This window comes from Mycobacterium alsense, assembly GCF_002086635.1.
GTDB lineage: Bacteria > Actinomycetota > Actinomycetes > Mycobacteriales > Mycobacteriaceae > Mycobacterium > Mycobacterium alsense.
In genome coordinates this window covers 47,937-59,788 of the sequence record NZ_MVHD01000032.1, presented here as the reverse complement: position 1 = coordinate 59,788, position 11,852 = coordinate 47,937, and the positions used below count along the sequence as shown (strand labels likewise).

Below are 11,852 nucleotides of genomic sequence, written 5' to 3'. Positions count from 1 at the left end.
TTCCCCACCCATTCCCCGCCCATTCCCCGCATCCGGGTTGGAGCTTGAAACCGCTGCGGAGAATTATCTCGCCTCGTCCGCGACCCTTTTCCTCAATTTAAGCCGGTATTTTCCTTCGGCGGCACCCGCCGGCAAGCCGTCTGCGGGGATATTCGGGCAAACTGTGCCATTCTGCGTTGGTGTCCGCTTCGCCAGCGTCCGCGCCTTCGGGGGTGGTGACGTTTTTGTTCACCGACGTCGAGGGTTCGACCCGTCGGTGGGAGGCCGACGCGGAGGCGATGCGCGCGGCGCTGGCCGCCCACGACCGGGTGTTGCGTGGGGCCGTCGAGGCGCATGGCGGGCGGCTGTTCAAGCACACCGGCGACGGCGTGTGCGCGGCGTTCGCCTCACCCCGATCCGCGGTCGATGCCGCGGTGGCCGCGCAGCGGGAGCTGGAGTTGCCGGTGCGGATGGGGATCGCAACCGGCGAAGCCGAGCTGCGCGACGGGGATTACTTCGGGGCGGTGCTCAACCGGGCTGCGCGGGTGATGGCCGCCGGGCATGGCGGCCAGATTCTGGTGGCCGAGTCAACGGCGGGCCTGCTTGGCGCGGCCGACCTGCTCGATCTGGGGTCGCGACGGTTGCGCGACGTGCCAACGCCGGTCGGGGTGTTTCAGGTGCGGGCGGCGGGACTGCGCGCGGAGTTTCCGCCGTTGCGGACGCTCGATACCACGCCCGGCAACCTGCGGCCCGCGACGACCAGCCTGATCGGACGCGAGCTCGTGGCCGGTGAGATCGCGGCGGCGGTCAAGGCGCATCGGTTGGTGACGCTGACGGGCGTCGGCGGGGTCGGCAAGACCCGCCTGGCGATGGAGGTAGCCGCCCGGCTCGCCGACGAATTTCCCGACGGTGTCTGGCTTTTCGAGCTGGCCGCGGTCACCGATCCGGCGGCGACGCCCGATGCGGTGGCGGCGGTCCTGGGCATCACCCAACAACCCGGCAAGACGGTGAGCCAGTCGGTGGCCGTCGCGCTGGAGGGCCGGGTCCGGCTGTTGGTGTTCGACAACTGCGAGCACGTTCTCGACGCCGCCGCCGACCTGATCGAGGCCATCCTGGCGCACTCGGCGACCGTACGAGTCCTCGCCACCAGCCGCGAGGGACTCGGAGTCCCAGACGAGCGGGTGTGGCCGGTGCGCTCGTTGGACGCGGCGGCCGGAATCGATTCCGCGGCGGTGCGCCTGTTCGTCGAACGCGCGCAAGCCATCGCGCCCACCTTCTCGGTGGTCGACGGCGAGGAAGCCGACGCGGTCACCGAGATCTGCCGGCGCCTCGACGGAATCCCCTTGGCCATCGAACTGGCCGCCTCACGGATGGCGTCGATGAGCGCGAGTGAAATGCGCGATCGTCTCGATCACCGGTTCCGGCTGCTGGTCGGTTCCCGACGCGGCCTGGAACGCCACCACACGCTGCGCCACGCGGTGGCCTGGTCCTACGACCTTCTCGACGACACCGAAAAGTCAGTCCTGGAACGCTGTTCGGTGTTCGCGGGCGGATTCGACCTCCAAAGCGCCTGCGCGATAGCCGGATCCGGCGATCCTCAAGACCGCGACGAGTACGCCATCCTCGACGTACTCGACGCCCTGGTGCGCAAGTCCCTGCTCGTCGCGGACCGGTCCGCTTCGCGCACCCGCTTTTCGATGCTGGAGACGATCCGCCAGTTCGCCGAGGAACAGCTCGTCGCCCGTGGCGAAGCATCCGAGATTCGGTCCGCCCACGCGCGGTACTACGCCGGACGGGAAGCCGCCATCATGGCCCTGTGGGACAGTCCGCGCCAGCGCGAGGCGTACGAGTGGTTCGCGGTGGAGCTGGCCAATCTGCGCACCGCCTTTCGGTGGGCTGCCGATCACGACGATCTGGACGCCGGCGCCGCCATCGCCGCGTATGCGGCGTTGCTCAGCCCCTTTCTCGAGAACCACGAACCGATAACGTGGGCCGAAGAGCTGGTGGAACCGCTTCGCTCCATCGAACATCCTCGACTCGCCGCCGTATGCGTGGCGGCATCGCTGGCGGTCGTCGCCGGACGCTTCGAAGAGGGTGTGCGCTACAGCGAGATCGGCCAGGCAGTCATCGCCGCTGCCGGCGATAGGGTGTCGTACTTCGGCGCGCCCTTTCTGGGCAGTGCGTATTTGTTCGTGGGCCGGCCGGACCGATATGTCGAGGTGTGCCGCGACCTGCTGACCAGTGGCGCCGACACCAGCGCATCCGCCTGGGCGAACCTGGTGTTCGCGTTGGCGGCCTCCGGTTCGACCGACGAGGCGACGGCAGCCGCCGACGGCCTCATCGATGCCGCCGAAGCGACCGGCAATCCGTGGGCGCTCTCGTACGCCCTTTTCGCGTGGGGGTTCGCCTTCCGCGCCGTGGATCCGGGCCGCGCCCTCGACGCCATTCGTCGGGGCGTGCTCGTCGCGCGGGACAGCGGGAACCGCTTCTTCGAGACCCAATTCTCGTACTGGGTGTGCGGACTCGAGGCCGAGCACGGGGACCCGGTGGCGACGTTGGGCTACCTCGCCGTGGCCATCCGCAACAACCACGAGTCGGGCAACATCGGCATGTTGCACAATCCCCTGGCCACCCTCGCCATTCTTCTCGACCGGCTTGGACACCACGAACCGGCGGCCACCATCGCCGGTTTCGCGGCGGTCAATCCCATGGTCGCGGTCGCCCTGCCCGAGCACGCCGCGTTGACCATGCACCTGCGCGAGGTCCTCGGCGACCGGGCCTACGAATCGCTCGCCCGCAGGGGAGCGGCGATGACCATCGCCGCCATCGCGACGTACGCATACGACCAAATCGACCAGGCCCGAACGGAACTCGAACGGGCCAGGACCGACGTCCAAGAGTCTTAGGCCTCTATTCCAGAGGGGGCGATCTCGAGGCCGACGTGCACCTTCTCGACGCCGCCACGCACGATCGAGTGCGCGTAGAACCACCAGGCGTGGTACCAGTACCGCCTCAGGACGGCGTTGTAGACCCGGCGCGTCTCGGACTTGGGCAGCACCCGGGCGACGCCGTCGACCGGCTCGCTCTTGGCTCTGCCCAGCCCGCCGCTGCGCGCGATGGTCACGCGCGGCGTGTTGCGGATCCGCCGGACCTTCCACGACCCGTCGTCGGTGATCACCAGGAGCTTGTCGCGGTCGGGCACGCCCCACACCGGCGTCGGCTTGGGGCGGCCGTCCTTGGTGAAGGTGGTCAGGAGCAGGTATTTGGACCGGATCACGTCCTTGAAGGTGGGGGCCACGACCGAACACATCCCCGTTCGCGGGAGTTTTCAATCATGGGGTTCGGGCGTCGTTACGTGTTTCGGCCGCCGTTGACGCCCAGGATCTGTCCGGTGATGTAGCCGGCCTCCTCGGACACGAAGAACGCGCACGCCGCGGCGATGTCCTCGGGGCGGCCCACCCGGCGCACCGGGGTGCGCGCGATGTGGTCCTCCACGGTGCCGCCCAGCAGCTGCCGCCGCTCGGCGCTGCGCAGCATCGGCGTGTCGATGAACCCCGGCGGTATCGCGTTGACGGTGATCCCGCTCGGCCCGTATTCGAGGGCCAGCGACTTCGTCAGCCCGTTGACGGCGGACTTCGCGGCGACGTAGTGGGCCATGAACGGTTGCCCGGAGTGCGTGCTGGACGAGGAGATGTTGACGATGCGGCCCCAACCGGCCTCGGCCATGTCGGGCAGGACGGCCTGGATGGTGTGGAACACGCCGTTGAGATTGACGTCGATCACCTTCGACCATTCCTCGAAGGACATGTTGAGGAACTTCTTGAAGCCCTCCACCCCGGCCGCGTTGACCAGCACCTGGATCGGGCCGAGCGCGTCGCGGATCGCCGCCACCGCGGCGTCGACCTGCGCGCGGTCGGTGACGTCGGCGATGTAGCCGAAGCCGTCGTCGGTGGGCGACAGGTCGATGACGGCCACGCGAAAGCCGTCGCTGCGCAACCTTTCCGCGATCGCGCGACCGATCCCGGAGGCACCGCCGGTCACGATCGCCGTCTTCACCCGGGCCCCTTCCTGAGCGACCGCCCAACCGATAGGCTTCACATGCCTATCACCCCGCGTCGATTATGGTCAAGCCCATGGACGGGCCCCGTTTCGTTTCGGCAGCTGAGCCTTGACCGCCACCACCCCAGGTGGGACTATTTGGGCGATCGCTCAAGGAACGGACATGCCCATGGCTAAGCGGACCCGATACGGCGAACCCGAGTACCTGCTGATGCCGGGAACCCGAGGCCTGCACAAGCTCGACGAAAAGGCTTGGTATGCACGCCATCTCATCACCAACGCGCTCGACGTCGACGCGCCGATGATCAACGCCGTCAACGGCCCCTGCAACATGCATTCCGAGGTCCCGCCGCTCGGGGACATCGTCCTGGCCTCCGACGGCGCCAATTTTCAGGGCGCGTCGCATTTCCCGCGCGGCCAGGTCCCGGGTGACGGCCAGCACGTCAGCTGGAGCTCCTCGACCTGGAAGACGCGTGTGCTCCCCGGGCCAAGGAGTCCGCGCGCCACACCGCGGTCCGCGCCCTCACCGGTCTCGACTGGGGCGCGACGGTGCGGGCCGTGCGCGTCAACGGCCTCGAAACCGAGTGGTGTCACGACGACATCGTCGAGCTGGTCACCGGCGCGCGCGACCGGCTCGACGTCGTCATCGTGTCGAAGGTCCGCTCGGCGCGCGACGTCTGGTGGGTGGATGTCCTGCTCACCCAGCTCGAGGCGAAGCTGCACCTGGCCCGCCCGATCGCCCTCGAGGCTCTCATCGAAGAGGTCGAGAGCCTGGTCAACGTGGCCGAAATCGCCTGGGCCAGCCCGTGATTGGAGGCGCTGATCCTCGGCGCGGGCGACCTCTCGGCGTCCCTGCGGTCCCGCGTCGACGGCAACTTCGAGAGCGCCGGCGACTACCCGGGGGACTTCTGGCACGCCGTGCGGATCCAGGTGCTCGCCGCGGCACGGGCCGCCGGCATCGACGCCGTCGATGCGCCGTACCCGGCCTACCGCGACGTCGACGGCTACCGGCGAAGCGCCACGCAGGCCGGCCTGCTCGGGTTCGACGGCAAGTGGGCGATCCATGCGGCCCAGGTGCCGGTCGCCAACGCGGTGTTCACGCCCGCGCCCGAGGAGGTCGCGGAGGCCCGGTCCATGATCGGCGACTACCGGCGCGCCGAGGCCGCCGGCGTGGGCGCGCTGGGCAGGGACGGCAAGCTCGTCGACGCCGCCCTCATGAGGCACGCCGCCAACGTGCTGCGCCGGGCCGGCGCGGACACCGTCGCTACGGAGGACCACGCACCATGACCGCATCCGAACGACCCAAGCCACGGGACTCCACCACGCGCGACATGCTGGTGGACGCGACGATCCAGATCATGGTCGAGGAGGGCTACGCCGCGGCCACGTCGCGGCGGGTGGCGGCGAAAGCCGGCGTCAAACCGGCCCTGGTGCACTACTACTTCCCCACCATGGACGAGCTGTATCTGGCCGTCTTCCGCCGCGGGGCGGCGGTGTATCTCGAGCGCCAGCAGAGGGCGCTGGCCTCCGATCGCCCACTGCACGCCTTCTGGGACACCCTCACCGAGCCCAAGGACACCCGGCTGTTGCTGGAGTTCATGGGACTTGCCAACCACCGCAAGGAGATTCAGGCCGAGATCGCGGCCTGGTCGGAGCGGTGGCGCGAGCAGCAGATCACCGCGCTGAACTTCATCGTTCGCGAGCACGGCCTGGACCCGGAGGAATTCCCGCCCGCGGGCCTCGCGGTCGTCATCGCCTCCATCGGGCGCACCCTCATCCTCGAGCAGGGGCTCGGCACCAGGGGCGGCCACGACGAGGCCGTCGCACTGGTCCATCGGTTCCTCGACCGGTTCGAGATGCCGACACCGAAGAAACGGCGCAAGTGATTTAGGGCAGCACCACCCGCAGGCGCTCCCACCCGCGCACCGTGGACGTCGACGCCAATTGCGCCGTGTCGTAGTCGATGTCCCACTCCGGCCAGCGGTTGAGCATCTCGTCCAGCGCGACGCGACCCTCGAGGCGGGCCAGGTTGGCGCCCAGACAGTAATGCACGCCCTTGCCGAACGTGATGTGCGAGATGTTGTCGCGCTGGATGTCGTAGGTGTCCGGATCGGTGTAGCGGCGGTGGTCGCGGTTGGCGGCGCCGAACAAAAGCAGCATCGCGCTGCCGGCCGGAACCGTCGTGCCGTAGCACTCGAAATCCTTTGCCATCCAACGGGCGACGTGGGGTCCGGTGGGCTCGAACCGCAGGGTCTCGTCGACGGTGCGGGTCAGCAGCGAGCGATCCTCGTACACCTTGCGGCGCTGGTCGGGGTGCTCGGCTAGCACCTTGGCCAGCCAGCCGATCAGCCGGCCGGTGGTCTCGTTGCCCGCCCCGGCGACCACCTGCGTGTAGTGCAGCACCTCTTTGCGCGTCAGCTTGCGGTGCACGCCCCGGTCGTCCTCGAACTCGACGTTGAGCAGCGTCGTCATGAGGTCGTCGGAGGGGTTCTTCGATCGCCATTCCACGTAGTCGGCGTAGATGCGGCCGTCGGCGATCGAGTCGGCGTCGGCGACCTTCAGGGGCGCACCCGGCTTGGTGCGCAGGTTGGCGTCGTTGGCGTCGCGCACCGAAACCTGTTCGGACTCCGGTATTCCCAACAGCATCCCGATCACCCGCATCGGCATCATCGAGGCCAGCTCGGCGATGATGTCGAATCCCCCGGACCCCACGAGCGGGTCCAGGCACCGGACGCAGTACTGGCGGATCTGGTCTTCGAGGGCTGCCATCCGGCGCGGCGTGAACACCCGCGACATCAGCCCGCGGAGCCTGGTGTGCTCCGGCGGGTCCTGGAACATCATGACACCGCCGGGCATGTCGAACTTCGACTGCACCAGTTCGAGGATGTCGCTTCGCTTGTTGGAGAAGGCTTCCCAGTTGGCAAGCGCCCGTTCGACGTCGGAATGCCGGGACAGCGCCCAGAAGTCGTAACGCGCGTTGTAGTAGATCGGGGCCTCTTCGCGCAGCCGCGCGTAGGTCGGATACGGGTCGGCGTTGATGCCCACGTCGTAGGGGTCGTAGTAGACGTCGGTGTCGTGTGTGACGGTCATCGATGCCTTCCTTACTTCAGGCAGCTGCCGGCGTCGACGGGGAGCGCGACCCCGGTGATGTAGCGCGCCTCGTCGGAGGCGAGGAAAAGCACGGCGTTGCTGATGTCTTCGGGTGTCACCCAGGGGATGGGCAGGTAGTGAAAGCTCTGGCACACCGGCGCCAGGTCGTCGGGCCCGGGGTTCTCCAACTCCGGCCGGAAGGCTCGGTAGGTGGCCTCGTTCATCAGCAGCGGCGAATTCACATGGGTCGGGAGGACGGCGTTGACCCTGATCAGGTGCTGGCCCAGTTCCACCGCGAACGTCCGCATCAGGCCGATCACCCCGTGTTTGGCCGCGACGTAGTGGCCCATGTGTGAATAGGCCTTGGCGCCGGCCACCGAGGACGTCAGGACGATCGAGCCGCCGCGGCCGCCGGCGAGGATGTGCGGGACGCCGGCCTTCACCGTCTTCCACACCCCGCTGAGGTTGACGTCGATCATCTCCTGCCACAGCGCCTCGCCGGTATTGTGCAGCTTCGCCCCCATCGTGCCGATGCCGGCGTTCGCCAGGACGACGTCGAGGCGGCCGAGCTGTTCGACGGCGCCGTCGACGGCGGCCCGCAGGGCGTCGTAGTCGCGCACGTCGACCTCGGCGGTGACGACGCGGCCGCCGGCGTCCTTGACCATCCCCGCGGTCTCGTCGAGATCCTCGAGCGTGGCGCCGGGCGCCGGGGAAGCCTCGAACTTTCGGCAGATGTCGACGGCGATGATGTCGGCCCCCTCGCGCGCGAGCCGGACCGCGTGGCTTCTGCCCTGCCCGCGCGCCGCGCCGCTCACCAGAGCGACCTTGCCGTCCATCCGCCCGGCCATAGCCACCTCGATTCGAGTATTTGGGCGATCGCCCAATTCTCCGCGCACGCCATGTCTAGCAGCACCGGAGGAAGCTCGTCAAGGGATCGGCCGGTCGTGCCGACCGGCGCATCACGTGAAGATTCATCACGCCCGTGTGAAAGGTTAGTTAAGGACGCGGCGGATCTCGCTTCGAGGCCGCACCGTAAAGCTATGGCCCTGTCCAACCTGCGGCGCGGCGCGGCAGCGGTGCGCGTCACCGCCGCGTACGCCGTTGTCCTGTGCGTGGTCTCGCTCGGGTTGACCGCGCTCGGCCCGCATGCGCGCGATGTCGCGGTGAGCCACATGAGCACCAACCTGCACAACCTGTCGCACGGCCACCTGGGCACGCTGATCGGCAGCGCGTTCGTGGACGAGGGCGGGCGCGCCTATCTGTGGTTGCCGGGGCTGGCGTGCCTGCTGGCCTTGGGCGAATTGCTCTGGCGCGGCAGGGGTTTGGTCGTCACGTTCGCCGTCGGTCATATCGGGGCCACCCTGCTCGTGGCGGTGGGCCTGGTTATCGCGGTCGAGGCGGGTTGGCTGCCCGTTTCGATTGCCCGGGCCAGCGACGTGGGCGTCAGCTACGGCGCGGTTTGCGTGCTGGGGGCGCTGACGGCCCCGATCCCGTCGCGCTGGCGGCCGGCGTGGGTCGGGTGGTGGCTCGGCATCGCGCTGATCGCGGCCTCGGGATTGGATTTCACCGCCGTCGGGCACGTCCTGGCGTTGCTGCTGGGCATCGCGTTGTCCGTCCGCGCGTCTTCCGCGCACGACTGGACGCCCGCGCGCCTCGCCCTGCTCACCGTCGGCGCCGCGTTCGGCTATTTCGTGCTGTCGGGACCGTCGGTGCCGGCGACGGCCGGTGGGCTGTGCGCCTCGCTGATCGCCTTCGGTGCGGGCCGGGCGTGGCGAACCCGCCGCGATCGCTACGAGACACCCGCACGGCCAACAGGATTCGCCCCGGTGGACGAGTTCGCCTACGCCTGATCCCTGCCCTTCTTCAGATCGGTGTCCCTACTGGGCTGCACGCGTTTCGGCTCCCCGGGCATCTTGGGGTAGTTCGGCGGGTAGGGCATGTCGCCGAGGCCGCGTTCCTCGTCGGCCGCGGCCATCTGCAGCAGCGGCGCGATCGACTGGGCCACGTCGTCCATGCCGGCCCACGGGTCGTCCCGGCTTTTCATCAGCCCGGGCACGGTCGCCATCGTGTAGTCGTCGGGGTCGGCGCCGGCCAACTCGTCCCACGTCAGCGGCGTCGACACGGTCGCGATCGGCGTGCGCCGCACCGAGTACGCCGAGGCCATGGTGCGGTCGCGGGCGTTCTGGTTGAAGTCGATGAAGATGCGCTCGCCGCGTTCTTCCTTCCACCACGACGTGGTCACCGCGTCGGGCGCGCGGCGCTCCACCTCGCGGGCCAGGGCGATGCCGGCCCGGCGCACCTCGACGAAGTCCCAGTCGGTGGCGATACGCAAGAACACGTGGACGCCGCGGCCCCCGGACGTCTTCGGATATCCGATCAGTCCGAGTTCGTCGAGCAGCGGCCGCAGCACGCCGACGGCGACCGCGCGCGCCTCCTCGAACCCGGTGCCGGGCTGCGGGTCCAGGTCGATGCGCAGCTCGTCGGGGTGCTCGACGTCCGGGCAGCGCACCTGCCACGGGTGCAGCGTGACCGTGCCCATCTGCGCCGCCCACACGATCGCCGACGGGTGGGTCACCTTCAGCGCGTCGGCGGTGCGCCCCGACGGGAAGGTCACCCGGCAGGTCTCCAGGTAGTCGGGATGGTGTTGCGGCACCCGCTTCTGGTAGATCTCCTCGCCGTCGATGCCGTCCGGGAAACGCTGCAAATGGGTGGGCCGGTCGCGCAGGGCCGTCAGCATCGGACCGCCGGCTTCGACCGCCACGCCGCGGTAGTAGTCGACGAGCCGTCGCTTGGTACCCCCGGAGCCCAGCGCGGGGAAATACACCTTGTCCGGATTGGTGACCCGCACCGCGATCCCGTCGACGTCGATTTCTTCCGCTGGAGCAGCCACACAAAGATTCCAGCACGCCGCAGGCCACAATGAACCAATGGACCTGCCCGTGATGCCGCCGGTCTCGCCGATGCTCGCCAAGCCGGTGCGGTCGATGCCGCCGGAGGCGTCGTACGAGCCCAAATGGGACGGGTTCAGGTCGATCTGCTTCCGCGACGGCGACGACGTGGAGTGGGGCAGCCGCAACGAGCGCCCGATGACCCGCTATTTTCCCGAGCTGGTCGCCGCGGCGCGGGCCGAGCTGCCGGAGCGCTGCGTGATCGACGGCGAGATCGTGGTCGCGACCGAGCACGGCCTGGACTTCGAGGCGCTGCAGCAGCGGATCCACCCGGCCGACTCCCGGGTGCGGATGCTCGCCGAGAAGACGCCGGCGTCGTTCATCGCGTTCGACCTGCTCGCGCTCGGCGACGACGACTACACCGGGCGCCCGTTCACCGAGCGGCGCGCCGCCCTCGTCGACGCCTTGAAAGGCTGCGGCCCCCCGATCCACGTCACCCCGGCCACCACCGACATCGAGACCGCGCGGCGCTGGTTCGAGGAGTTCGAGGGCGCCGGCCTCGACGGCGTCATCGCCAAACCGCTGAGCGTCACCTACCAGCCGGACAAGCGCGTCATGTTCAAGGTCAAGCACGAGCGCACGGCCGACTGCGTGGTGGCCGGCTATCGGGTGCACAAATCGGGCGGCGAGGCGATCGGCTCGCTGCTATTGGGTCTCTACACCGACGACGGCCGGCTCGCGTCGGTCGGCGTGATCGGCGCGTTCCCGATGGCCGAGCGGCGGCGGCTGTTCGCCGAAATGCAGCCGCTGGTCACCACTTTCGAGGATCACCCGTGGAACTGGGCCGCCCACGAGGCCGGCGAACGAACGCCGCGCAAAAACGAATTCTCGCGCTGGAACGCCGGCAAGGATCTCTCGTTCGTGCCGCTGCGGCCCGAACGGGTCGTCGAGGTCCGCTACGACCACATGGAGGGTCCGCGTTTCCGGCACACGGCCCAGTTCAGCCGGTGGCGCCCCGACCGCGATCCCCGTTCGTGCACCTACGAACAGCTCGAACAGCCGGTCACCTTCAGCCTCGGCGACATCGTGCCGGGCCTGGGGCCTCAGGCGTGAGGGCAGAAGATTCCGAGGATCTGCTGGCAGTTGTCCTTGTTGATGAGGCCGGGCGGCGGTGGCGGGGGCGGCGGCGGCGGATTCTCGCCGTCCCAGATGTTTTGGGCGACGTTGCCCTGCCCGAAGTAGACGTAGTAGTACGTGTGGCAGATGTTGTTGTCCCAGATCACCGGGTTGGTGACGTGGTTGCCGGTCGGCGGCAACGGTTGTCCCGGGCACCAGTGGCACGGGCCCTCGGGGTGGTCGTTGGGGCAGCCCGGCCAGGCGTCCAGCGGCACGGGACCGGGTAGGGCCCCGGCGGTGCCCGTGGCCAGGCCCATACCCAGGCCGCCGGCCACCAGCGCCGTCGCGGCTAGCCGCGCAATCCGTCGACTCGTTGAACGAACGTTGTGCATGATCGCCCTTTCATGTCGGAGCTGTGCGGACGGGCCGCATCACCGGCGAGTGGACATCACCCGCGCGGCTACCGGTCCCAAGTTCGACGGCGTACCTGAACGAGTTCGGCCACGAGGGCGCCCGAAAGTGGTGCCGCCGGTCCCGCCCATCGCAAAGCCTTTCGTCGCCGATGCGCGGTAAGTTATGCCCGGCCGCTTGCGAAATTCTTGCGGTGAGTTCCGCTACCGATTGCGTCAGAATTTTTATCGCCGAACCCACGAGCGACCGATTTCACGGTGCAATTCGTGCCGAGCGGGTGTGCGCGCAGATTAAAAAGAATGTTCCGGG

General features: G+C 68.8%; 10 protein-coding genes and 1 pseudogene. 5 read left to right on the top strand and 6 right to left on the bottom strand.

The genetic code is table 11. From position 1 onward, the window contains the following. Nucleotides 1-179: 179 nt before the first annotated feature. On the top strand, nt 180-2,885 hold the full coding sequence (locus tag BST11_RS17570; protein WP_244897689.1) for an ATP-binding protein: 2,706 nt from the start codon (nt 180-182) through the stop codon (nt 2,883-2,885). On the opposite strand, the gene BST11_RS17565 is transcribed toward BST11_RS17570, so the two are convergent. Together BST11_RS17565 and BST11_RS17560 are read right to left on the bottom strand one after the other, a co-directional pair. Then, nucleotides 2,882-3,277 (bottom strand): PPOX class F420-dependent oxidoreductase, encoded by a 396-nt coding sequence (locus tag BST11_RS17565; protein WP_083139195.1) that lies wholly within the window; start codon nt 3,275-3,277, stop codon nt 2,882-2,884. The genes BST11_RS17570 and BST11_RS17565 overlap by 4 nt on opposite strands. A gap of 53 nt (nt 3,278-3,330) precedes the next feature. Then, complete coding sequence (locus BST11_RS17560; protein WP_083139187.1) at nt 3,331-4,035, bottom strand: SDR family NAD(P)-dependent oxidoreductase; 705 nt, start codon at nt 4,033-4,035, stop codon at nt 3,331-3,333. Between the two features lie 450 nt (nt 4,036-4,485). On the opposite strand from BST11_RS17560, the pseudogene BST11_RS17550 reads away from it, so the two are divergent. Then, a pseudogene (locus BST11_RS17550) lies at nt 4,486-5,325 on the top strand (HpcH/HpaI aldolase/citrate lyase family protein). Beyond that, entirely contained in the window at nt 5,322-5,924 is a 603-nt protein-coding gene (locus tag BST11_RS17545; protein WP_083139186.1) for a TetR/AcrR family transcriptional regulator, read from the top strand. The pseudogene BST11_RS17550 and the gene BST11_RS17545 overlap by 4 nt, the downstream one beginning before the upstream one ends. A gap of 1 nt (nt 5,925) precedes the next feature. Here BST11_RS17545 and BST11_RS17540 read toward each other — a convergent pair whose 3' ends face one another. Continuing rightward, on the bottom strand, nt 5,926-7,128 hold the full coding sequence (locus BST11_RS17540; RefSeq protein WP_083139185.1) for a cytochrome P450: 1,203 nt from the start codon (nt 7,126-7,128) through the stop codon (nt 5,926-5,928). Between the two features lie 11 nt (nt 7,129-7,139). Next, complete coding sequence (locus tag BST11_RS17535) at nt 7,140-7,976, bottom strand: mycofactocin-coupled SDR family oxidoreductase (protein ID WP_083139184.1); 837 nt, start codon at nt 7,974-7,976, stop codon at nt 7,140-7,142. A gap of 192 nt (nt 7,977-8,168) precedes the next feature. Here BST11_RS17535 and BST11_RS17530 point away from each other — a divergent pair, with 192 nt between their 5' ends. Then, entirely contained in the window at nt 8,169-8,978 is an 810-nt protein-coding gene (locus BST11_RS17530; RefSeq protein ID WP_244897688.1) for a rhomboid-like protein, read from the top strand. Here BST11_RS17530 and BST11_RS17525 read toward each other — a convergent pair. Next, on the bottom strand, nt 8,969-10,018 hold the full coding sequence (locus BST11_RS17525; protein WP_083139194.1) for a DNA polymerase domain-containing protein: 1,050 nt from the start codon (nt 10,016-10,018) through the stop codon (nt 8,969-8,971). The genes BST11_RS17530 and BST11_RS17525 overlap by 10 nt on opposite strands. Nucleotides 10,019-10,055: 37 nt before the next feature. Between BST11_RS17525 and BST11_RS17520 the strand changes: the two genes are divergently transcribed. Then, a complete protein-coding gene (locus BST11_RS17520; protein WP_083139183.1) occupies nt 10,056-11,129 on the top strand; it encodes an ATP-dependent DNA ligase in 1,074 nt (357 codons plus the stop codon). Here BST11_RS17520 and BST11_RS17515 read toward each other — a convergent pair. Further along, on the bottom strand, nt 11,120-11,524 hold the full coding sequence (locus BST11_RS17515) for a hypothetical protein (RefSeq protein WP_211284731.1): 405 nt from the start codon (nt 11,522-11,524) through the stop codon (nt 11,120-11,122). The genes BST11_RS17520 and BST11_RS17515 overlap by 10 nt on opposite strands. Nucleotides 11,525-11,852: the final 328 nt, after the last annotated feature.

Bases quoted from the DNA above. Each gene is read 5' to 3' on its own strand.
- BST11_RS17515 (WP_211284731.1), bottom strand. From the start codon at position 11,524: ATGCACAACGTTCGTTCAACGAGTCGACGGATTGCGCGGCTAGCCGCG.
- BST11_RS17540 (WP_083139185.1), bottom strand. From the start codon at position 7,128: ATGACCGTCACACACGACACCGACGTCTACTACGACCCCTACGACGTG.
- BST11_RS17545 (WP_083139186.1), top strand. From the start codon at position 5,322: ATGACCGCATCCGAACGACCCAAGCCACGGGACTCCACCACGCGCGAC.
- BST11_RS17535 (WP_083139184.1), bottom strand. From the start codon at position 7,976: ATGGCCGGGCGGATGGACGGCAAGGTCGCTCTGGTGAGCGGCGCGGCG.
- BST11_RS17530 (WP_244897688.1), top strand. From the start codon at position 8,169: ATGGCCCTGTCCAACCTGCGGCGCGGCGCGGCAGCGGTGCGCGTCACC.
- BST11_RS17520 (WP_083139183.1), top strand. From the start codon at position 10,056: ATGGACCTGCCCGTGATGCCGCCGGTCTCGCCGATGCTCGCCAAGCCG.